We start from the raw sequence: 22750 nt of genomic DNA on the forward strand, positions 1-22750 counted from the left end.
CCTAAGGTCGCACTTTATCATTCGTCTGATTTTTTAAGAACTCCCTTATATAAAACGGCGATATGAAAAAAATCATACTCAGTTCATTGTTATTCTTAAGCGTTTTCATCGCTACAGCTCAGCAAATAGTTCCGCTTATCAATTCCAAGCTGGTAGGCAGGGTAATAGATGGCACTACAAAAGAACCATTGCCAGGAGCTGTGGTTCGAATAGAAGGCACAACCCATATGGTGCAAACAGATACCGAGGGAAAATTCAGTTTCGTTACCGGCCAAAAGTTTCCCTACAAATTGCTCATATCCTTTATCGGATATGAAAAACAGGGATACATTGCTACCGGCAGTCCTGTAGAAATTGCGCTGAAAGATCAGAATCAACTGAATCAGGTAGTGGTAGTAGGTTACGGAACGCAGAAACGAAAGGACATCACCGGTTCGGTGGCTTCTGTTCCTGCCTTAGCTTTAAAACAACCTGTATCATCATTGGACAAGGTACTGCAGGGAGCTGTATCCGGGATCCAGGTGACGCAGGCAAGCGGGCAGCCCGGTGCTGGTGTAACCGTGCAGATTCGTGGAGTAAATTCTATCAACGCAGTTGCAGAACCGCTATACATCATCGACGGTTTTCCGACCTCCAACAGCAACTCACTGAACGATGCAGGAGTAACGAATGGCCCTAAGATCAATCCTCTGGCCGCCATCAATACCGGGGATATAGAAAACATTGAGGTCTTAAAAGATGCATCGGCTACTGCCATTTATGGAACACGTGGTGCAAATGGAGTAATCATCATCACTACAAAAAAAGGCCGGGCAGGCGTATCTTCTATCAATTACGATGGGAGTTATGGACAGCAGGAAGTGATCAAAACCATATCCCTGTTAAATACTGATCAGTGGATATCACTCAGGAATGATGCATTGGTGAATACGGGAAAGGCTCCTCAAACCACAGCGGTACTGAATCCCTACAATGCAGATACAGACTGGCAGGATGCAGCTTTCAGGAAGGCTTACATGCAGAACCACAATTTATCCATCCTTTCGGGAACCGATAAAACACGGCTTGCATTTTCCGGGAACTACATGAAGCAGGATGGTATCTTACAAAATACTGATTTTGAGCGTTATGCCGGCCGGGTAAACGTGGAACACGATTATAACGATAAACTGAAGATATCTTCTTTTATTACCGGCAGCCGCACAAGCGCCCGGATTGCGCCCTCCGGCGTAGTTCCGGCGATCCTGCTGATGACACCAACAACACCCGTTTATAACGCAGAGGGTTCTTTCTTTGTAAAAAATATATTTGAAGGTACTTATGGCAATCCCATAAATACCCTGTATAATCAGATCAATACAACGGCTACAACCCGTGTATTGGGCAACGTTTCGGGTGACTACAAGATCACCGATAACCTGACCGCAAGATTACTGGCCGGTATAGACCTCATCAATAACAAACAAAACCGTTATTTGCCGGCTTCAGTGTATGAAGGAGCTGGTTATGCCGGACTTGGCGAAACCGGTACACTGAGTTCTACCAACTGGCTCAACGAGAATACGCTTACCTACAATAAACTAATAGGCCGCCATGCTGTGAATATCCTTGCCGGTTTTACCCAGCAACAATTTAAAGGTGAAGGCGCAATAACAGGTTCCTCAGGATTTGTAAGCGACTACAGTACTTACAATAATCTGTCCGCAGGCAGTATCACTTCCATATCAGGAGCGGGATTTGCCGCGGCGCCTGCTTCGTCTTCCAATACCTGGGCACTGAAATCTTACCTGGCAAGGGTAAATTATGGCTTCGATAGCAAATACCTGGTTACTTTAACCATACGGGCGGATGGGTCTTCCAAATTCGCCCCCGGCCATCAGTGGGCTTCATTCCCTTCCGCAGTATTTGCCTGGAATGCCTCTAGCGAAGATTTTTTGAAGGGGGTGACCCAGATCAGTCAACTGAAACTCAGGATCAGTGCGGGGCAAACAGGCAACAGTGATATCCCCGCTTATCAGTCGTACTCTCAACTGGGATACTACCGCTATAATTTTGGCAACACTACCGTTGCAGGTTTCGCACCGAACAGTCTGTTCAACCCAAATCTTACCTGGGAAAAAACGACTCAGTATGACTTTGGTTTTGACCTCGGACTGCTAAAGGACAGAATCACCTTAACAGGAGATGTTTACTATAAAAAAACAACAAATCTGCTGCTCTATGTGCCGATGCCTTCCACCAGCGGGCTGACAATCATCACCAACAATTCCCTCACCAATGCACAGCAGTATGAAAATGTAGGCGAGGTGGAAAATAAAGGATTTGAATTCAGTTTAGCTACGCGTAACCTCACCGGCCCATTTGTCTGGAATACCAATATTGTATTTGCCGTGAACCGGAACAAAGTACTTAGCCTTGGGGGTAACGGGATCACACAGTTTATACCGGACTCTTCCTCACCTTCCATCATCAGGGTAGGCGAACCTATAGGATCTTTCATTGGCTATGAAACTAACGGACTGATTCAGCAGGGCCAGCCCGCTTTAACTCCGGCGGCCAATACAGCTGTGGGAGGACAGGCTTATCTTGATGTTAACCACGACGGCCAGATCACACAAACATCAGACAGGCTGATCCTCGGTAATGCCCAGCCAAAATTTACCGGAGGTATTACCAATACTTTTGCCTTTAAAAACATTGACCTGAGCGTATTCCTGCAGGGTTCTTATGGCAATAAAATCTACAATGTCCAAAGGGCAGTGTTAGAGTTGGGCACCGGTTATACCAATGCTACAACTACCCTTCTTAACCGTTATACCGCAACCAATACCAATACGGATGTGCATAGTGCTTTTCAGGATCCGGCTGGAACAATTTCCGACCGTTTCATAGAAAACGGTTCATATCTGAGGTTGAAAAGCCTGAGCCTGGGTTATACTTTCCCGCAATCAGTATTGTCCCGCTCTCCTTTTAAAAAGATCAGGATTTATGTAAATGCACAGAACCTGGCTACCTGGACAAAATACACCGGTTACGACCCCGAAGTGAGCAGTAATGAACAATCTGCCATTGGTGCAGGTGTAGATAATGGTGCTTATCCAAACAGTAAATCCCTGATAGCCGGAATAGGTATCACTTTGTAATATCAATTGAGCTCTAAAAATACGATTATGAAAATCTTAAAATACTTAATGATACTATTTGCCCTCGGAGCTGTTTCCTGCGCCAAACTGAATGAAGACCCAAGCTCATTCATACCGGCCGATCAGTTTTATAAAACGCAGAAGGATGCTGAGGCCGCTGTTAGCGCAGCATATTCACTGTTGAACGCTGGTGCCACTAGTGTACAAACCCCGTACAATACCCTTTTTAACACAGGAATGGATTTTATGGCCGATGATGAAGGCCCGGGTCCGGGTGCTACCAACGCAGATGTACGTTCACAGGCGGTGCTTGGCCATTCATCTTCAGGACTGCGTGTCCTGCAGATCTGGCAGCAGCATTATGCAGCTATCAAAAAAGCAAATATTGCCATTGATACTATCCCGCATATCACTTTTGATGCCACCTTAAATAAACGGCTGGTAGCGGAAGCAAAATTTCTGAGGGCATTGTACTATTTCAACCTGGTACGTTTATATGGAGATGTTCCATTGATACTGCATGCCCAGAACTCTATCAATTTAGCCGATCAGCAGGTGTCAAGAACCCCCACAGCCCTGGTATATGAACAGATAGAGACTGACCTCAGCTCGGCGGCAGCTGACCTGCCAAACAGTTATACCAGCGCCGATCTTGGCAGGGCTACCGCAGGAGCGGCAAATTCTTTGTTGGCCAAAGTTTATCTTACCCAGGCCAAATGGGCGAAGGCCGTAACCCAGGCTGAACTGGTGATCAACGGCCCATATGGATATGATCTTTTTAGCAATTACGCAGATGTCTTTTTACCCGCTTCAGAAAATGGAAGAGAACACATTTTCTCCGCCCAGTTCAAGGCAAACTCTGGGGGGCAGGGAAATAATGAAGCGCCAAGGTCCATCTATACAGGTATTCCGGGCGTACAGGGAAATTATGCAAATCAGGTAGTGTTTTACACTGTTCCTGACGCGACCAAACCCGGCGGTACCGATAAATTCTTTAGCGTGTATAAATTATACGCAGCGAGCGACAAAAGAAAGAGGGTGAGTTTTGTTACCAGCTTTCTGAGTCCTTCTACTAAACTGTATTACGGCAGACTGAACGATGCCAGTATTCCGAATGACTCCATTCCTTTTTTCAATAAGTATTTCGACCCTGCTGTAGTAGCCAATGAAAGTGAGTCTGGCGCAAACGTACCCATCATCAGGTTCTCCGAAATACTACTCATCTACGCAGAGGCAGAAAATGAACTCAACGGGCCGTCGGGCAAAGCTTATGCTTCCGTCAACCGTGTAAGAGCGCGCGCCGGGCTTTCAGCGCTCGCCGGGCTCACACAAGCCGGGTTCAGAGAGGCAGTATACCTGGAACGCAGGCTTGAGCTGGTGTTTGAATACCAGCGCTGGTTTGATCTGATCAGGGAAAAAGATGCCGCAGGAAACGGAATCCTGGAAGTCAGCCTGCTTAAGGTGGGAAAGACCAATGTGAGCAAAGGTGCAAAGGGGAAATTTTACTTGTTCCCTATTCCGCAACAGGAAATAGATAACAGCAACGGAAAACTTACCCAGAACCCGGGCTGGCAATAAAAAAATCCATAACTATAAAAAATAAATCCCATGAAAAACTTAAACCTCTCAGGCACCCTTTTGATACAAAACAGGAGCATTTATGCAACCTTGATATTCAGTTTGCTCTTCATATCACAGGGAAATGCACAAAACAACCAGGCAGCCGCTTATGGCGGGGTTGTAGTAAAACGCTGAACGATTCCAAAGAATGGTGGCCCGCTCCGCAGCATAAAGTGCCAAAGGACGCGCCCAATGTAGTGTGGATCATTCTTGATGATGTAGGCTTCGGAGCATCCGCCACTTTTGGCGGATTGATAAAAACACCAAATTTTGATACCCTGGCCAATCAGGGGTTACGTTATACCAATTTTCATACTGCAGGGATCTGTGCCCCCACCCGCGCCTCATTGCTGACGGGGCGGAACCATCATTACGTACATGAAGGTGGATTTTCGCACGTAAGAATGTCTGCAGGTTTCCCCGGATACGACGGAAGGATACCCGCCGATAAAGGAACTGTAGCAGAAATACTCCGCGAAAATGGGTACAATACTTTTGCCGTTGGCAAGTATGGCTTAACGCCGGATGAGGATGCTACGGATGCAGGTCCGTTTGACCGCTGGCCGCTGGGTAAGGGCTTTGACCATTTCTTTGGTTTCCTGGGGTCGGCAACCGACCAGTATAAACCAGACCTGGTAGAAGATAATGCACACGTAAAACCGGACGGACGTCACCTAAATGAACAGATTACTGATAAAGCAATCAGCTTTCTGAACAGACAGCATAAAGCGGCTCCCGATAAACCTTTCTTTTTATACTATGCGCCCGGCGCAACACATTCGCCACACCAGGTCGCCACAGAATGGAGCAATCTGTACAAAGGCCAGTTTGATTCAGGATGGGACGATTTCAGGGAGAAGGTAATTGAAAGACAAAAGAAGCTCGGCATCATCCCCGCTTATGCCAAATTGCCGGAACGTAATACCAGGATTCCGGCATGGAGTTCGCTCAAACCCGAAGAGAGGAAGCTTTACGCACGTTTTATGGAGGTATATGCCGGATACCTGACCTATACTGACCAGGAGGTGGGCAGACTGATCGGCCATTTGAAACAAAGCGGACAGCTGGACAATACCTTGGTATTTGTGATTATTGGTGATAACGGGGCCAGCAAGGAGGGTACGGTCTACGGGACAATTGATGCGCAGAACTCAGCAAGAACCGCTACGGAAGAGGCCTACCTGAAAAAAAACCTGGAAGATATTGATGACATCGGCACTCCGGAAGCTGCCGCCAATTATCCCCTGGGCTGGGCGCAAGCCGCCAACACCCCTTTTAAATACTGGAAACAAGATGCCAATTCTGAAGGAGGCACCCGTAACCCGCTGATTGTTTTTTATCCTAAAGGTATCAAAGACAAAGGGGCCATCCGGAACCAATATGGCCATGTTATTGATGTATTGCCTACAACCCTGGAATATATTGGAATAAAATTACCTGAGTACATCCGCGGTATCAAACAGGATACGCTGCAGGGTACCTCGCTGGTATATTCGTTTAACGATGCGAAGGCACCTTCAAAGCATAATTTACAACATTTTTACATTTTCGGAGCACGTTCAGTATACAATAACGGATGGAAAGCTGAAGCTGCCCATCATCCGGATAACGTTGAACTCGGAAATTTCAAAGCCGGTCAAACTATAGCTGACCAGAGCTTTGATGAAGATATCTGGGAGCTATATAACCTGACAACCGATTTCAACGAGCGTACAGACCTGGCAAAAAAAAATCTGGAGAAACTAAAAGAGCTGAAGGCACTTTTCGAAATTCAGGCAAAAAAGAACAATGTATATCCGTTTATTGACTGGTATGATGTATACAATCAGAGACTACATCAGAATTATATAAAGTAATAATATCATCCTATGAATACAAAAAAAATCATGCTGACCACGGACTCTCAAGGCGAACATTTTTACGCTCAGCCGGAATGGCATCAATTCTACCTGTTGTGCCCTCCTTTGTGTATGCTGCTGAAGTAAGAAATACTGAACAGTTAGTAGTCACAGGTATTGAGCTACATGCGCTCATCAACCCATCAGAGCAATTCACAAACGGACATATTCCAGTATCTGACAGACCAGGCCTTACAGCTACTGGAACAAGTGGGTAGCAAAAGCGCAAACTTCAGCCGGAACAAAAAGCTGGTAGACAAAATTACCACAAGACCACTGTTGGAGTTCTACGATAACAGAAAAGATTCCATGAAATAAAATCATCTTTATCCATATTCTGCGCCATTGCATCGCTGGCAATGGCGCAGTTATAAGCCAGAATCTTCGATAAATATCCCAAGTTGTTTTGCCAGTAAATTGAGGATGGGATTGCTACCCTTCCAATCGATAAAAAATGTATCGTTATTTAAGATTGGATAGATATAACCTAATTCTTCTCCTTCCCATACCACAAGATATTCCTCCTCATCCTGAATTGGTGCTATAATGATAATGTCTTCCTGACTATCAGGCAATGAATAATGATAAACCTTCATATGACCTCGTCTTTCTAATTATTATTAGACATCTAATGATATTAAGCGGCTGTAACCAAACAGTCTTTAAAGGCTGTTCCGTTCATTAGAAAACAAAAAGTAAAATGGTATTCCCTGATTCCGGATTGAATAAGGAACTCGGCCAGATAAGGCTGTAGTACGGCAAGAAACATATTGCAATAACTACCAGGCTGACTGGCGATATGTTTATTCCGGTACGTCTCACTCAGCAGGTTGAAATTAACTACAACATTGCTGTCTTTCTGCACACTGAAAAAAGACTGGCCAGTTACTGACCAGCTAATAGACTGACTATTCTGTACCCATTGATTAAGGTGTATATTGAGCTTTTTGTTGAATTCTTTTTGCATAACGGCAGCAAAAATATGCTAATATTTTTAGTAATTAAAATAAATTATGATTTATTTTTTAGTCGGTCTTTAATCAGTAACCAGCAAATGCAATCGCAGCGCTTTGTTACAAGCGGCAGGCAGTATTCCTGCGATATGGTGTTTATATCTTACCCAAGGGGAAAGGATTTGGTACACCTGTCAGCTGATGTTCATATCAAAATCAGACATTCTTTTAAAAGGCAGACCTTCAAGTGAAGGTAATGCCAGAAAAACCAGGAAAAGCAAGAGCACCACGCCGATGACAATTTTTGTAGAAGTTTTTAGTACTCGGAACATATAACTTGATAAAATATTGTAACGCAAGTACCCTTGCTCATCCGGTTGAATGTTAGATCTGAGGCATTCGTCCGGCCCATATGTCTTCTTTAGCCAATTTTGCCTTTTCTATTAATTCCGGCATTTGTTCTTTGATTTTATCAAGCCTGGTATTACCAAGAACGTCCGGTTCTGTCAGGAATTTATAAGCACCGTATATCGCGGCACTGATAAAAATAGTTTTGAATAATCCCATTTTCTTAAGTTTAGATGAGACGATATAACAGGGTGTTTCATACAATGTTTAGTAAAAAACATGGTGCTGAAACCCGCGATGATTTTTTATCTTACAATCAGCAATTAGGTCATAAACTTGCGGAGCAGTCAAATCTGCGCAGCATCTGCCGGCATCCTCCTCCCTGCTCAACTCGATGTGATATTATTCCTTACTCAATTTTAGAAACATCAAGCCGTAGCGTGCTCCAGCCTGAGCTTTTTTTAGCCGTTGACAGAGAGAAATGTAAAAAAATCAGCGGTTATGCTTTCAGAGTTGCCTGAAATAATAAAGCCCTGTAGCAGGGCTTTATTGTAAAGACTTGTTAAAGACCTCTTGTGTTAGTTAGGTATTCCTCTACCTTCGCCTTGTCATTACCGACCTGGTCTATCGCTTCCATAATTGCAGCCCGGTCTATGTTCATTTTACTTTCCAGGTAAGAGAACTCATGTCCCTCTTCTCTGCCCGTCTGGTTTTCTTCTGTGCCTGCCGGCTTATTCCCATTTGGTACCATAGTTTTAGTATTTAGGTATTTATAATACAACTGATATTGTAAAAGTGTTTTGAAATGAAGAAGGCGCTGCTCATGCCTTCACTTTACGCTACCAAAGAGGTGATTTTATAAATCAGGACTTTTTATAGTTGTATGTATGACAAAAATTATTTCAATCTATATCCACCTTATTCTGCTTGTAGCACTGCTAAGCATGTTATCGTGTAAAAATGCATATCCTGATTATGGAGTAAAAATGCTGTAGCTAAAGAATGACAGTGTAAAAAAGGTTTATTCCGCATCAGGCAGTTTTGATCAGCTGAATATCGCAGCTGATACGGATTTCGTCGCTGACAACGAGTTTTCCTGCACCGGTTTTCTCTGCTGAGTTCATCCCAAATTCAATTCTCGAAAGTTTTCCGGTTACCGTAAAACCTGTGATGATCCGGTTTTGCTTATCGGTAACCTGACCTTCATAGTCAACTTTTAAAGTAACAGATTTGGTGATCCCTTTGATTGTCAGGTCACCTTGCAAACGGTAACTTTTCTGACGGGGGCCAATTGGAAAAGGGTATTTGATAACTCCAATCTGTTCAAGCTCCGTTCCTTTAAACCTGATCTGTTCATGTTTTGCGGGATCAAAGAAATCATCTGATTTCAGATGTCCGTCCCTTTGGTGATTACCTGTTTGTATAGAGTTAACTTCGGCGGTAAAATGAATAGCAGGGTTACTCCTGATATTGTCGCCCTCGCTTTCAACATCTACCTTGAAATCTGTGAAATATCCTGTGACTGCGGTAAGCATTAGATATTTTACCCTGAACTGTACTGTGCTGTGAGCAGGATCTATCTTCCATGTAGCCATACGCTGTGGTTTTTAAGAGAATTTCAAATTTGTAACTTCTATCCCCTCTGTACAACACCCGAATATGGGGATATTTTTTTCCCGACTTGTAGCGCATGTATATTGATATACTTTAAACAGGACTTCCAATGATTCCGGACAAAAACAAAAGAAAACTAACTGTATAGTTGCACAACTAACACATTAGTTGTAAGTTAGAATAAAAGAAAATCAGATGGAAATTAAAGATCCTGTTTCAATGCTGCTGACAGCAGGCATAACATTTTTGATGATTTGCGGCTGCGCTACCAACCGCTACAAAAATGGCATTAAGGTGGGTAAATGGGTTGAAAAAACGAACCTTGATACCGTGGAATATAAAAGAGTACAGTATTATAAAATGGGTGTTGAGAGAGGCACATGGAAAACCTATGCCAATGGTCATCTTTTATCTAAAGAGAAATATAAGCGTGACACCTGCTACACCACCTTTTATTATCCGAACGGAAAAATCAATTCAATTGGAAAAACTGTTAAAACAATGGAAAAAGAAGGATATATACATTGGTTTTATATCGGAAAATGGGAGTTCTTTGATCTAAACGGCAGGCTGGACTTCATCAGGATCTACAGGAAAGACCTCGATCCTGAGGAGATTTTGGTGAAGTAGAAACCAGGCGGCGGGAGCGTGGAAAACGCTTCAATTGTTTCTCCGTATTTCCTCATCATTCCCGGGCTTTCTTGCTGTTGCTTTTGCCCTGTCGTTGCCAAAATTATACCTGATACTTATACGCAGTTTTCTTGAATCGTAATAATTTGTATAACTTTGTTCAATCTGATTGACAAGGCTGGTATACCTATATTTATTGGATTTCAGCACATCTGTAAGACCGGCAGCAAACTGTAATTGCTTATTGAGCACCAGCTTCCTTAAACCAACATCCAGATTGTACTGGCTTTCAAGTTTCTGCAGCCCATCAATTCCACCAGACTGATACCAGAACCCTATCTCCCCCGACAGCATTTTATCCTGATTGAAATAAAATTGGTTACTGGTAGAAAAATATGCACCAATACCCTTTAAAGATGCACTGGTTTCAGTGAGGGACGAATTGGACAGGTTGTAAAACAAGTTCAACTGACTATTACTTTGTAGCCAGGCGACCGGGTTTAGGGAAATGGAGTTGCTAAACTGGTAGTTATACCCGGTAACAAAATTCACAGGCTTAAGCACCTGAATATTAGACTGACCATCAGTGAAATTGACATCACTGTAACCACTGTTCGTATATCCAAAAGATACAGAACTGGTTAAAACAGCTGCATAGGTATGTGACAGTTCCAGGTTATTACTGTAAGACGGTTTCAAAAATGGATTTCCTTCCGCATACGCATATTGATTACTGTACCACCTGAAAGGATTTAATTTTTTATACATCGGCCGGTTAATGCGCCTGTCATAACTCAGCGCAAAAGTATTGAGTTCATTTAAGCGGTAAGTTAAAAATGCTGTCGGAAACAGCTGTAAATACCAGTTTCGGTCCGTTTGATCCTCATCAGATGACAGCCCCTTTGTCTGAGTGTACTCTGCCCTCAGCCCCAGTTGTAAAGCCCATTTTTTAACTGTTTTATTTACGTTGATGTACAGGGCCTGTGTGTTTTCAGTATAATCAAACACATTGGCTTGATCCTGATTTGATACATACTCTTCCATAAGCCGTTTATAAAATGAAACATCACTGTTGTTCCTGATAAAGCTAAATTTAGTTCCAAAAGATAATCTGAAGAAACGATAAGGCAGATCGGCATCCGCTTTTAGGGTGTAAAGGTCTATATGTTGCTGACTGGCGGACAGGTATTGTGCAAAGGAATCGTCAGCAAGGCTTCCATCATTTAAATACGTATTGTTGTTAAAAAATCTTTCTTTATCATCGTGGTATTTAAACCAGTCCGCATTAATGAGAACCTGCTTTCCCGAGGTATCTATCACCCTTTTCAGAAACAGGTTTACCGCATTGAAGCCTGATCTGATTTTTGCATTTGCGTCTGACACCAGTGTAGAATCCAACTTTTGAAACTTGCTGTTCATTATCGTGGTCCTGATATTTTCATCTGAATGAAAACGGGTGTTCCCACCATTGTAAGAGGCGCCAACAAGTGTATTTTTTGAAAGTTGATAGTCCAGCCCCAGCTGTCCGGAAGGAACCGTCCGAAAGTTTCTGTATTGATTTAAGCTACTCCAGGTTTGCCCCGGATAAAACACATCTGTTAGTTCTTTGGGTGCAATGTAGCCTTTACGCAGATTAAAATTGGTGTAAAGACTGAGTTTATCTTTCCGGTAGTTCAGGTTTCCGCCTGCGGCGACAGTAGAATAACTTGCCAGGCTGTAATCGAAATTAACGGAACCCTGTAAGCCATCGTTAACTGCTTTTTTAAGAACGATATTGAGCAGTCCGTTGTTACCCTGAGCATCATATTTTGCAGGGGGATTCGCAATGATCTCCACCTTTGAAACCTGATCTGAGGGGATGGACTTCAGGTAACTGGCAAGATCGTCACCCGAAAGTTGAACCAGCCGGTCGTTTACCATCACATTCACACTGCCTTTGCCAACAATGGAGATCATATCATTTACAACTCTTAACCCCGGGATTTTACCGATTAGCTCCAAAACATCTGCGCCTGTACCGGCAATGCTGCTTTCGGCATTAAAAACAATTCTGTCAGTCTTTTTTTCAATCAGCGGTTTCGCCTTCCTGATTTTTACTTCTTTTAAATTCAGGGCTGGTTTCTGAAGCTGCTTAAGGACTGAAGTATCTCTGCTCATTACAGACGTATCTTTTACGTTCTGCATCCGGGCAGGAGATTGTGCATGTACCGCATGTAAGGAGAAAAAGACTAAAGCTGTTAACACTCCGCTTTTGCAGGTCATTTGCGCAGAGGTATAAGATCGGTGCGGTAATCTAAAACCGATTGAACAATTGCAGCTGCCAGATCATCTTGTCTGGCGGGGTCGGTCAAAAAAGCCCGGTCTGCGGAATTACTGATGAAACCCAATTCCAGTAACACACTCGGGGCCAAACTTTTTTCCAAAAGATAAAGTCCGGTAACGTCCTTAGATAGCTGATCAGTTCTGATCCCTTCCAGATCTTTTAACTTTTGGAAAAGTTTATCGCTGAGCATTCCCAGCCTGGCTGATTTGAGGCGATCTGATGACGGCCTGCTGGACATGATCTGAATACCATTTTGATGTTGATCGGCCGCCGTATTGCAATGTAAGGAGATCAGCAGGTCGCCGTTCTTCTGCGCCCTGTCTTTCAGGGAAACGTTCACATCTTTATTACGGGTGTTGACGACCGTTATACCTCTGGCTTCTGCCATCACCTTTACTTTATTCGTTAACGCGAGGGCCAGCTGCTTCTCAGCAATATCCTGAAATTCGGATCCTTTATCTGTTCCACCGTGTCCGGCATCAAGAACCAGGGTAAATGGTGGCCCGGACAATGGTGCAGCGTATACATACTGGAACGAAAATAACCAGATCAATCCGCATAACAGCGGTACGATCAGTATATAGGCCCACCGGGAGTATGTTGCCGAAGAAGCATTGAAGAGCATCGTAATACGTTCTTTCACAGGATGAGTGCCGAAACTGTGGGTAAATACAGATGTTTTCTCATGGGATAGTTTAATAAGCAGACTTGCATAGGTCTTTACGTCTGACAGGTTTGAAGTAGCTGCATCGGCTTCAAATTCCTGAACTTTTCCCAGTTCACGATCGTACAGATAAACCACCGGGTTGAACCAGAGCAGGGAGCGGCAAAGCAGGAGAAATAGTTTATCTGCAGAATGCCATTGTTTTGCATGCACCTGTTCATGGTGTAACAAGATCTGCATTTCAGCACCTGTAAGGTTGCGGGGGTCAATAAAAACATAATTGAAGAATGAGCAGTTAACAAAACCATTTGTCTTGTGAATAATTTTCAGACCATCTTTTTCAATGCTGTCAGTGCGTATATATTTCAATAACCGGTACAGGCGGAATAATCCCATGCCCAAAGACAAAAAGGCAATACAGATATAACCACATACCAGCAGCGCCGGAATGCTGACAGGATACTCATGGCGGTTCACCATCGGGCGTGAAGAACGGATATGTAATTTTTCGATCTGACCGGGCAAAGTATTGCCGGCCTGAACCTGCTCAGCCGTACGGTGTATGGTAATTTGTAATGCAGGGATAATGAAACTGAAAAGAAGTGCAGATAGCAGATAAAATCTGTTTATTCTAAAAAAAGTCAGCTTTTTCAGGAACAGAGCATAAAATGCAAAAAAGACAACAGTACTGAGAGCAGCCTCGGCAAGATAGATTAGAATTTTCATCATTTTGATTTCCTGTTGATGAGCGCATTTAGTTCTTCTATGTCTTTCTCACTTAGCTTTTCCTCTTTTACCATAAATGAAAGAAGGCTTGCAGGTGAGTTGTCGAAATACCCTGAAAGTATTTTGGAAAATGTAGTTTTTGTGTACTCCTCTTTGCTGATGGCAGGAAAATACTCATAGGTTTTTCCATAGGCCTTATAAGCGATATGGCCTTTTTTTTCCAGTAACCTGACGATGGAGGAAATCGTATTGTACGGAGGCTTCGGCTCCTCTTCCAGTGCATCAATAATATCTTTAACAAAGGCAGTTTTTAATTTCCATAAAACCTGCATGATCCGTTCTTCAGCTTTTGTTAACTCTTCCATAACACGAAGCTATAACTTATTTTTCAGTTATACAACTGTAAAACAAGTTACCAAACATAAAGCACTGATAAAAAGAAAGATATACATAGTAAACCACACCAAATGCTATAAAAATGGTTTCTTATAGTTTGGAATAGCAGGTTAAGTGTTTTTCGCTTTTTTAGAAAGTTCAACTTTAGCGAGTGATCGCTGATAGATTTTGGCCAAAATACCAATGATCAGCTTTTTTGGCAGCAGTTTCATAAAGATATTGCCAAACCTGTTGACCGCGCCGGGCAAATAATTAAACTTTCTGTGTTTTAGCGCAAAGATACCTTCCTTTGCAGCTTCAGTCACAGGCATCAGCCAGCCTTTCAGACCATTGAACTTCTCAGTCGCTGTCATTTCTGTTACCACACCAGCAGGTGCAAAAATAGTTAATGAAAGTACTGAACTTTTTATTTCATGAGCCAGGGCATTCGCAAAACCGATCAAAAATGATTTGGTACCTGAGTAAGCCGCCTGATATGGCACCGGAAATATCCCTGCCATACTGGACACGATCATGATCCCTCCCTCCGATCCTGATTTTTCGAAATATTTGACCAGCTCACCCGTAATTCGAACCACACTGATCACATTGGTACGCATAAGAAGTTCAAATTTGTCTTCTGAAAGTTCTGCATGCGGCCCGAAATGAGTGAAACCGGCATTTAAAATAGCACCATAGAGCTGCTGTCCGGTTAAGCATTCCGCAATTAACCGTTCTACATCCTGAGGCACCGAAAGATCGGCTACAACAACTTTTACCTGTATGTTTTCCTGTTGTTCCAGATCTGCTTTTAGCTGGTTCAGCTTGTCTTCACGCCTCGCGGCGATGATCAGGTTTGCCTTGTGATGACGGGCAAGCTGACAGGCCATTTCATATCCCAAACCGGATGATGCCCCGGTTACCAAAATCCATTTGTTATTAAAGTCTAGTGATCTCACAGATTCAAAGCTAAACTAATTCCTGAAATATCAAAAAAGCAGATTAACCGCCCCTTTCCCTATACATATCCAAAAAACTTTTAAAGCACCTGACTGAGAAACATTTTTTCTGAATATAATAAGGGTGGTCATGGTACCCAGTTCTTTAGAGGCCATTTCTGAACGAACTGCAGCAATGAATTTTCATGGGGTAGCATGATTTATCTTAACTGCAGACTTTGCAATAAAGATCAATGAGTTACCCCTTTTTCAGAACGATATGTTTTATATTTTTCCTGTCATAGGTATAGGTAATATGCACTAAGCCATCGCCTGTAACTGTATTCCTCTTTTGAGCCGTTTTCAAGGATTGCAATATCTTTCCGTGTCTTACCATTCCCTTGGGTTCGGGCCTACTTTATAAAAAAGAAATAACTTTCCCATAGAGACCTCAACTATAGTAGAAGCATGACATTGCTTAAACGGGGGATTGGTAAAAACTGGTTCTTCCTTTAGTTTCATCCAGGACGATTGTGCATAAGAAACAGAGGTAAGACTGGACACACAAGGATGGCTACCAGGAAAAATTTATTCATGTAGATTTTAATTTGATTTCATAGACTCTGCGTGCGAAAATACAAATTCTTTCCTTCTTCCATTATCTGTATCTATACCAATCCAGACTATCAATCTGCACAATGGCTATAGAAAGATAAGCCTCAGAGATGTTCTCCTTTTTTAGAACGAGATAAGGTTTGACGGCTGGTACCGAGATAGGAAGCGATATCCTGCTGTTGAAATTTCAGGTCCACCTTAGGGAAAGATCTTGTCAGATTATTATACCTGTCAACTGGATTGAGTGATATAAGGTCCATAATTCTTTTACGACATGCCAAAAAGTCATTAAAAAATATCGAGTCAATGACAACTTCAAGATAGGGAAATGCCGATATGATTTCCCGTAATTTTTCCCTTGACAAGGATAACAACGTGCTGTTTTGTGATACCTCTATGTACAGATCTGTAGGCTGATCAGAAAAATAACTCATAGAATCCGTGATAATACTTCTCTCGTCCCACATATATAACGTATGCTCTTTTCCCTCTCCATCGTAAAAATAGCCTCTCGCTGTTCCCGCTTCAAGGAAATATATATGGTCAGCTATATAACCCGGGCTAAGAATAACCTGGTTTTTCTTCAGGCTGCGAACAGACAATTGCGATTCAACTACTTTGATTAATTCTTCGCGTTTGCTATTGTCTTTTAGCTCATCCGGAAGATGACTGACACTAAAAAGCACTTCATATAATTTGTGTTTTAACATGTGATTAAGGTTAGAACCAAAAAAAGTAATTTACATACTTACTCTAATAGGGGAGTATAAGTTATCAAAGAACAACTAATCCTGATCAGGACTAACAGTAAAATAATAGCTCGCGTAAGGATCTGGTTATTATGGTTATAAATCATCATTTTTATCCCCTCTAAACAAATCTAATAGTTGAAATTTAAAAATACACTTTTATATGTAATTAATTCCAATTAAATAAGGCGGCAGCAGTTTAAACAAAAGTACTTTTACTAAATTTATGAAATAAATACGTAAATTAAAACGTATTTACAACAATTTACAGACGATATTCTGGGTTAAAATATGTAATTTATGCTGCAGCATATCTATTGCCATAATACATCTTATATTAGTTCCCCTCGAATAAATAACCGCTTAAAGCCAATCCCCTGGCAACACTGGTAAAATTATCCCCCGAATTTACAGGGATATGAGGGAACCTCGATTTAAATAAGTTTTGTATCGCCCCAACAAGTGAGGTTCCTCCAGTGAGAAACAGACTGTCAATATCTTCAGGGCTGATGTTGTTCTTCAGCATAAATTCATCAAGATAAACATCGATCTTTCTGATATCTTTTGCAATAATCGCCTCATATTGGGCTATAGAAATGTCCTCATTGATCTCTATCTCCATGTTTGAATAGACAAATTTAGAAACCTGCAGACTGGACAGTTCAATCTTTGTTTTCTCTATGGCCTGGAATACCGAATAACCCAGATTATTATCGATCAGGGTCAGCAGATTTTTAAATTCTCTGTCTTTTTTTGAATAATGATAATAATCTTCCATATCTCTTTTTATCCTCAGGCTATTAAAAAAATTCATCTGGTCCCAGGTACAGATATTTGCAAAAAGCGATATGGGAACGGTAAGTATCTTTCCGGGAGTCGCCTCGTACAAGGTGTTCTTTCCAAAGTGCGGAGTGCCTTTATCCCACATAAAAGCCGAGTCGAAACTATCCCCTCCGATATATATTCCACCACTGGCCATCATATCATCTTTCCTGTTTCTGCTGCCCACTTTAGCAGGATCCAATACCAGGTAAGTAAAATCTGTTGTTCCTCCACCGAGATCAGCCACCAGTACTTTCTCCTTTTTACTGATTGTCTTTTCATAGGCAAAGGCAGCACCAATGGGTTCAAACTGAAAGCGGACTTCGCGAAAACCAGCGTTTTCAGCCGCCTTACTGAGCCGGGTTTGTGCCAGGGTATCCTTCGAGGTATTGTCATCATCAAAAAACACTGGCCTGCCTATGATCGCCTTCTGACAATCGTACCCTATGATTTTATCCGCCTTTGTTTTTAAATCCTTCAGGATTAAGGTAACCAGATCAGATGCATTGTATCTTTTATTGTGGATCCTGGTTTCGGTAAAACTGCTTCTTGAAAGGATCTGTTTGATAGATTTAATAAACCGGCCCTTCATTCCGTCTTTCAGGTACGCAGTAATTGCCTGTTCACCGATCACATAATCAGGAACTTCAGCTGGGCCCTGTTCCTCTTGGAAGTATATCAGTGAAGGAACCGTTATGGTAGTGATGATCTCTTTTTTTTTCTCATCATAAATGGATAGTGCAGAATTGGTTGTACCAAAGTCAATTCCATAAAGAAATTTATTCATTGCAAAGGGAGATAATTTAGTAATAGACATTCGCGCAGGGCAAATACCGGGGCGCGAATGTATTAAAAAATTTATACAATTTATGGAGTAATTGTACTTGCAGTACCATCCTTGGTATCGCCATCAGTGTCCTTGGGAGAAGATCCGGTATAACCATCATCTTTTAAAGAATCATACCCCTGGGTTCCTGTATTGTCAAGCCCGTCACGCGGCCCTTTAGGCTGAAAAGGATCGTTTTCAATTTTAACGGGTTTCTTTTTTTGCGGATCATTCTTTTGCTGTTCTTTCATGATAGTTTTATTTTTTGCTGATAACAACGAAGGATAACGCTGGTTTTAAATAATTATCGCTTCGCTATTTAATGTAAACGGTTTTGATATTAACGAACTCATGAATACCAAACATGCCAAGCTCACGGCCGTAACCGGATTGATTGATACCGCCAAACGGCAATGCAGGATCAGATTTCACACCTTCATTGACGAAGCAGGATCCTGCAGCAAGTTTATTTCTGGCAATGTCCTCTGCAAGTTCAAGATCACGGGAAAAGACGGCTGCCCCAAGTCCGAAACTGGTATCATTTGCGATCCTCAGCGCATCATTTGTATCTTCGGCACTAATGATTGCCGCTACGGGACCAAAGATCTCTTCGTCATAAGCCAGCATTCCCTTTTTTATATTCGTAAGTATCGTTGGCTGATAAAAGGCATGTTCGCGATCTGCAAAAGGGATTTCACCTCCCAAAATACAACTGGCGCCCTGTTTAATACATTTGAGCACCTGCTGATGCAGTTCATCTCTTAAATCAGCCCTGGCCATTGGCCCCAGGTCAGTATCCTCTTTAAGCGGATCACCAGTGATCCGGTATTCCATATGGTACTTAAATAAGCGGGTAAACTCTTCTTCAACCTCTTTTACTACAATAAAGCGCTTGGCAGCAATACAGCTCTGCCCGTTGTTAATTAGCCTTGCGTCTGCACAAATTCTGGCTGCTTCGGCCAAATCTGCATCTGCAAGAACAAGATAAGGATCACTCCCGCCAAGTTCTAGTACCGTTTTTTTCAGTAAACTTCCGGCCTGCTCAGCTACCTTTTTACCGGCATTAGTACTACCTGTAATCGTTACGGCTTTGATTAGCGGGTTCTCTATCACTTTTGCAACAGCATTACTACTGCATATCAGCACTTTAAATACGTCACCTTCAAAACCAGCATCTTTGATGACTGCCTCTATGGCCAATGCACAGCCCGTAACTCCGGACGAATGTTTCAACACGCCGCAATTCCCGGCCATTAAAGCTGGTGACAAAAATCTGAACACCTGCCAGAAAGGAAAATTCCAGGGCATGATAGCCAGCACCACTCCTATCGGCCTCATACTGACATAACTTTTAGCGGCTTCGGTTTCGACATACTGGTCAGCCAGGAAACGTTCAGCATTTTCAGCATAGTATTTACAAACTGACGCACATTTCAGTACTTCGGCTGCACCTTGCCTAAGCGGCTTTCCCATTTCCAGTGCCATCAGGCTGGCCAGTTGATCCTTTCTTTCTTCCAGCAAACCGGCCACGTTCAACAGTAATGCGGCTCTTGACTTGTAATCTGTATCCTGATACACACACCAGGTTTGGTGCACTGCAGCGATTTTCGCTTGTATCTCCTGTACGGTATCTTCTTTATATTCTTTTATCACTTCTCCATTAAATGGATTTACAGATAGAATGCCCATATTTATATTTTTCAGTTCTGTTGACCAGTCTTCACTAATGACTGTATATTTTACCTGAATAACAACCGGAAGAATGGAATTGTGTGGCGTGCAAGCTACTGGCTTGTTCACTTTGTTCAAGTTGGCTAACTATCAAACATTTATCTCACAAAAGACATTGATCGTGTAGAACTTTAACCCTACCGTTATGAATACGATCGATTTAAACGCACTAGCCAATAAGATAGCGCTCATCTGTCCGGTATTATTAGAATCTGTTTCTGAACAGACCCTTATCCTCAAAGGGAGGATCATGCCCTACCGCCTGTATATGAAATTCACAGACAATCTTCCGATCCTCCAGATAGACCTCTACAACTATGATCTGAAGAATGAAATTGAGGACGAGGTCAACCACATTCTGACTGTATATTATATTTACATGACTGAAAACATACAGGTTAGTTATCTGAACCTGAGATATTGATCCTCTTATGCCTGGTCTGTTGTAATATAACTGCGGCAAGTTTGGCGTACCCTGACCTTTCCCGGATATATACAGAAAAGCCCTGGTACATAACCTTTTAAAAAGATTCGTGTCTCAGGGCATTTTGCTACATTTGCCCTCATTTAAAATGAGGGCGGGTAAAATTAATTCATTTGTAACTTCTTCTGAATATCGTTCACGTAACCTTTAAACTTCTTGTCAGTGCCCATCAGATCGTTTACCGTCTGGCATGCATAGATCACTGTAGAGTGGTCGCGGCCACCGTGATATGCGCCTATGCTCTTCAGCGAAGACTTTGTCATGCTTTTAGAAAGATACATAGAGATCTGCCTTGCCTGTACGACCTCACGTTTACGTGTCGGCGAGTTTACCAGGTTAACCGGCACCTCAAAATACTCACATACCAGTTTTTGAATGAAATCCATTGAAACTTCTTTAGAGGTATTCTTTATGAAATTCTTCAGCATTGATTTCGCCAGTGGAAGGTCAATGTCTTTTTTATTTAATGTGGACTGTGCCAGCAAGGAAACCATTGCACCTTCCAGCTCGCGGATATTATTGTCAATATTATGTGCTACGTATTCAACCACTTCTGAGGGAAGGTCAATTCCATCAGCATACATCTTCTTTTTAAGGATGGCAATTCTGGTTTCAAGGTCCGGAATCTGAAGATCTGCTGACAAGCCCCATTTGAAACGGCTCAGCAGTCTCTCTTCCAAACCAGATAGATCTTTAGGTGCTTTATCTGAGGTGATAATGATCTGTTTCCCCGATTGGTGAAGATGATTAAAGATATGAAAGAAGATATCCTGGGTCTTCTCTTTTCCTGCAAAATTATGTACATCATCCATGATGATCACATCCATTGCCTGGTAGAAATTCACAAAATCATTTATGGTGTTATTTTTTAACGATTCTACAAACTGCTGGCAGAATTTTTCGCAGGATACAAAGATCACTAGTTTCTCCGGATGTGTTCGTTTGATTTCATTTCCAATGGCCTGGGCCAGATGCGTTTTACCTAATCCTACAGCACCATAGATCATTAGTGGATTAAATGATGTGGCCCCTGGTTTTGCTGCCACTGCGAAGCCCGCAGAGCGCGCCAGACGGTTACAGTCGCCCTCCACATAATTTTCCAAAGTGTAATTGGAATTCAGTTGCGGGTCAACGTTCATTCGCTTAGCACCAGGGATCACGAACGGATTCCTGATGTCTTTTCCGGCTGCTGCCGAAGGAACCGCCGGAGACTGTGGATTTGATGCTGCAGCGTTACCATTTGACGGCATTTTTGTGGTATACGGTGAACCGCTGTTTGAAGATTTATCTACAATAATGTTGTATTCCAACCGTCCTTCTTCTCCTAACTGCTGTTTTACCGTTTTGCGCAGAAGACCAACATAATGTTCTTCCAGCCACTCATAAAAAAATAAGCTGGGTACTTGTACAGTTAAAACATTCCCTTCCAATTTTAAGGCTGAGATCGGTTCAAACCAGGTTCTGTAACTCTGATTCGGGATGTTCGCTTTAATAGTTTGGAGTGAGTTATTCCACACTGTAGTACAAGTATTCTGCATAATTATCTTGATATATTCGTCTAAAAAATTGTTACCTTCCTTTTGGGGATTGCGAAGATCAAGAAAATAGTAAACAAAAAAACATAAACTTATACTTAGGGTTAACCGCCTAAAATGCAATCATATATCCGAAGTTTTCTGATTTTAATGTTGATAAGTATGGGTTATCAACACATGTTGTTAACTATTCCGCTCTCACATTGTGAATAACACATCCAGATGTGATCAATATAAAACCAACTCCCTGATATCTACGGAAATGGCTGAAAATTTTTTGAAGATTAGCCGGTAATTAAAGTCCTTATTTTTGGTAAAAAGATCAAAACAGCCTCCTTAGTCCTGCTGAGTTGTTCACATTTTCCTCCTGTTTTTCGGGTAATCCACAATAATTTTTATCTCAGAGCAGGTACTTTCTATTTCATACCACTGTCAGCAAGGCTAAGATCATTAACCGTATATTTACAGAAATACATTTCCTATTATGATCAGATTGAATAACGATACACCGACAAGCGTTTTGCAGGACGTTAAGGAAGGCAGTATGGTAACAGATACCTTTAGTAAGACCGGTTTAGTGGAAACTATCGAAATCACAGATGATGGATTCAGTAAGATCTATACCTTTCAGCTGGTAACCGGCAGAACGATCATTGTAAAAAAGTAAACCGGGGTATAATATACTACAAATATAGCCCCGAAATGATAATCTGTTGGTACACTGATAGGGAGAAATTTACATATTTAACTTACCTT

At 42.1% G+C, this 22750-nt stretch carries 23 protein-coding genes; 8 read left to right on the top strand and 15 right to left on the bottom strand.

Going from position 1 to position 22750, the window contains the following annotated elements; all coding sequences use genetic code 11:
• Positions 1 to 62: 62 nt before the first annotated feature.
• From BLW16_RS00500 to BLW16_RS22895, 4 genes are all read left to right on the top strand, one after another.
• Positions 63 to 3143, top strand: a complete 3081-nt coding sequence (locus tag BLW16_RS00500) for a SusC/RagA family TonB-linked outer membrane protein (protein ID WP_090554168.1) — start codon at positions 63 to 65, stop codon at positions 3141 to 3143.
• Between the two features lie 27 nt (positions 3144 to 3170).
• Positions 3171 to 4721: a RagB/SusD family nutrient uptake outer membrane protein gene (locus BLW16_RS00505; protein WP_090554170.1), complete on the top strand. Its 1551-nt coding sequence runs from the start codon at positions 3171 to 3173 to the stop codon at positions 4719 to 4721.
• A gap of 215 nt (positions 4722 to 4936) precedes the next feature.
• Positions 4937 to 6619: an arylsulfatase gene (locus BLW16_RS00510; RefSeq protein ID WP_245735090.1), complete on the top strand. Its 1683-nt coding sequence runs from the start codon at positions 4937 to 4939 to the stop codon at positions 6617 to 6619.
• Positions 6620 to 6696: 77 nt separating this feature from the next.
• The gene (locus BLW16_RS22895; protein ID WP_139298226.1) at positions 6697 to 6879 is read left to right on the top strand and encodes a hypothetical protein; all 183 of its coding nucleotides are present in this window, start codon (positions 6697 to 6699) and stop codon (positions 6877 to 6879) included.
• Positions 6880 to 7029: 150 nt separating this feature from the next.
• Here the strand turns inward: BLW16_RS22895 and BLW16_RS00520 are convergent, their stop codons facing one another.
• The 4 genes from BLW16_RS00520 to BLW16_RS00535 all read right to left on the bottom strand — a co-directional run bounded on the left by BLW16_RS00520 (position 7030) and on the right by BLW16_RS00535 (position 8181).
• Positions 7030 to 7257 (bottom strand): hypothetical protein, encoded by a 228-nt coding sequence (locus tag BLW16_RS00520; protein ID WP_090554173.1) that lies wholly within the window; start codon positions 7255 to 7257, stop codon positions 7030 to 7032.
• A gap of 41 nt (positions 7258 to 7298) precedes the next feature.
• Complete coding sequence (locus tag BLW16_RS00525; RefSeq protein WP_090554174.1) at positions 7299 to 7628, bottom strand: hypothetical protein; 330 nt, start codon at positions 7626 to 7628, stop codon at positions 7299 to 7301.
• A gap of 180 nt (positions 7629 to 7808) precedes the next feature.
• On the bottom strand, positions 7809 to 7946 hold the full coding sequence (locus BLW16_RS23120; protein WP_175470445.1) for a hypothetical protein: 138 nt from the start codon (positions 7944 to 7946) through the stop codon (positions 7809 to 7811).
• 52 nt (positions 7947 to 7998) lie between these two features.
• A complete protein-coding gene (locus BLW16_RS00535; RefSeq protein ID WP_090555158.1) occupies positions 7999 to 8181 on the bottom strand; it encodes a hypothetical protein in 183 nt (60 codons plus the stop codon).
• Between the two features lie 44 nt (positions 8182 to 8225).
• Between BLW16_RS00535 and BLW16_RS00540 the strand changes: the two genes are divergently transcribed.
• The gene (locus BLW16_RS00540; protein WP_090554177.1) at positions 8226 to 8483 is read left to right on the top strand and encodes a hypothetical protein; all 258 of its coding nucleotides are present in this window, start codon (positions 8226 to 8228) and stop codon (positions 8481 to 8483) included.
• A gap of 41 nt (positions 8484 to 8524) precedes the next feature.
• Here the strand turns inward: BLW16_RS00540 and BLW16_RS00545 are convergent, their stop codons facing one another.
• Together BLW16_RS00545 and BLW16_RS00550 are read right to left on the bottom strand one after the other, a co-directional pair.
• Positions 8525 to 8713, bottom strand: a complete 189-nt coding sequence (locus tag BLW16_RS00545; protein WP_090554179.1) for a DUF3606 domain-containing protein — start codon at positions 8711 to 8713, stop codon at positions 8525 to 8527.
• 280 nt (positions 8714 to 8993) lie between these two features.
• Complete coding sequence (locus BLW16_RS00550; protein WP_090554180.1) at positions 8994 to 9557, bottom strand: YceI family protein; 564 nt, start codon at positions 9555 to 9557, stop codon at positions 8994 to 8996.
• 214 nt (positions 9558 to 9771) lie between these two features.
• Between BLW16_RS00550 and BLW16_RS00555 the strand changes: the two genes are divergently transcribed.
• Entirely contained in the window at positions 9772 to 10206 is a 435-nt protein-coding gene (locus tag BLW16_RS00555) for a toxin-antitoxin system YwqK family antitoxin (protein ID WP_090554182.1), read from the top strand.
• Positions 10207 to 10236: 30 nt separating this feature from the next.
• On the opposite strand, the gene BLW16_RS00560 is transcribed toward BLW16_RS00555, so the two are convergent.
• The 8 genes from BLW16_RS00560 to BLW16_RS00595 all read right to left on the bottom strand — a co-directional run bounded on the left by BLW16_RS00560 (position 10237) and on the right by BLW16_RS00595 (position 20044).
• Entirely contained in the window at positions 10237 to 12468 is a 2232-nt protein-coding gene (locus BLW16_RS00560; protein ID WP_090554183.1) for an outer membrane beta-barrel family protein, read from the bottom strand.
• Positions 12465 to 13922, bottom strand: coding sequence for an N-acetylmuramoyl-L-alanine amidase (locus BLW16_RS00565; RefSeq protein WP_090554185.1), 1458 nt, complete (start codon positions 13920 to 13922; stop codon positions 12465 to 12467). Before BLW16_RS00565 ends, BLW16_RS00560 begins: the two co-directional genes overlap by 4 nt.
• Complete coding sequence (locus BLW16_RS00570; protein ID WP_090554186.1) at positions 13919 to 14284, bottom strand: BlaI/MecI/CopY family transcriptional regulator; 366 nt, start codon at positions 14282 to 14284, stop codon at positions 13919 to 13921. The genes BLW16_RS00565 and BLW16_RS00570 overlap by 4 nt, the downstream gene beginning before the upstream one ends.
• A gap of 141 nt (positions 14285 to 14425) precedes the next feature.
• On the bottom strand, positions 14426 to 15253 hold the full coding sequence (locus BLW16_RS00575) for an SDR family NAD(P)-dependent oxidoreductase (protein WP_139298227.1): 828 nt from the start codon (positions 15251 to 15253) through the stop codon (positions 14426 to 14428).
• Between the two features lie 698 nt (positions 15254 to 15951).
• Positions 15952 to 16557, bottom strand: a complete 606-nt coding sequence (locus BLW16_RS00580) for a Crp/Fnr family transcriptional regulator (RefSeq protein WP_090554190.1) — start codon at positions 16555 to 16557, stop codon at positions 15952 to 15954.
• Positions 16558 to 16933: 376 nt separating this feature from the next.
• A complete protein-coding gene (locus BLW16_RS00585; protein WP_090554192.1) occupies positions 16934 to 18205 on the bottom strand; it encodes an Hsp70 family protein in 1272 nt (423 codons plus the stop codon).
• 80 nt (positions 18206 to 18285) lie between these two features.
• Complete coding sequence (locus BLW16_RS00590) at positions 18286 to 18495, bottom strand: hypothetical protein (protein WP_139298228.1); 210 nt, start codon at positions 18493 to 18495, stop codon at positions 18286 to 18288.
• Positions 18496 to 18559: 64 nt separating this feature from the next.
• A complete protein-coding gene (locus tag BLW16_RS00595) occupies positions 18560 to 20044 on the bottom strand; it encodes an NAD-dependent succinate-semialdehyde dehydrogenase (protein ID WP_317039921.1) in 1485 nt (494 codons plus the stop codon).
• A gap of 76 nt (positions 20045 to 20120) precedes the next feature.
• Here BLW16_RS00595 and BLW16_RS00600 point away from each other — a divergent pair, with 76 nt between their 5' ends.
• Positions 20121 to 20399 carry a hypothetical protein gene (locus tag BLW16_RS00600; protein ID WP_090554195.1) on the top strand — a complete coding sequence of 93 codons (279 nt, stop codon included), beginning with the start codon at positions 20121 to 20123 and terminating at the stop codon, positions 20397 to 20399.
• A 164-nt stretch (positions 20400 to 20563) separates the two neighbouring features.
• On the opposite strand, the gene dnaA is transcribed toward BLW16_RS00600, so the two are convergent.
• Positions 20564 to 21997: a chromosomal replication initiator protein DnaA gene (gene dnaA, locus BLW16_RS00605; protein ID WP_090554196.1), complete on the bottom strand. Its 1434-nt coding sequence runs from the start codon at positions 21995 to 21997 to the stop codon at positions 20564 to 20566.
• Between the two features lie 481 nt (positions 21998 to 22478).
• On the opposite strand from dnaA, the gene BLW16_RS00610 reads away from it, so the two are divergent.
• Positions 22479 to 22661: a hypothetical protein gene (locus tag BLW16_RS00610; RefSeq protein WP_090554198.1), complete on the top strand. Its 183-nt coding sequence runs from the start codon at positions 22479 to 22481 to the stop codon at positions 22659 to 22661.
• The last annotated feature ends 89 nt before the right edge of the window (positions 22662 to 22750 follow it).

This window comes from Pedobacter hartonius (assembly GCF_900107535.1).
Classification (GTDB): domain Bacteria; phylum Bacteroidota; class Bacteroidia; order Sphingobacteriales; family Sphingobacteriaceae; genus Pedobacter; species Pedobacter hartonius.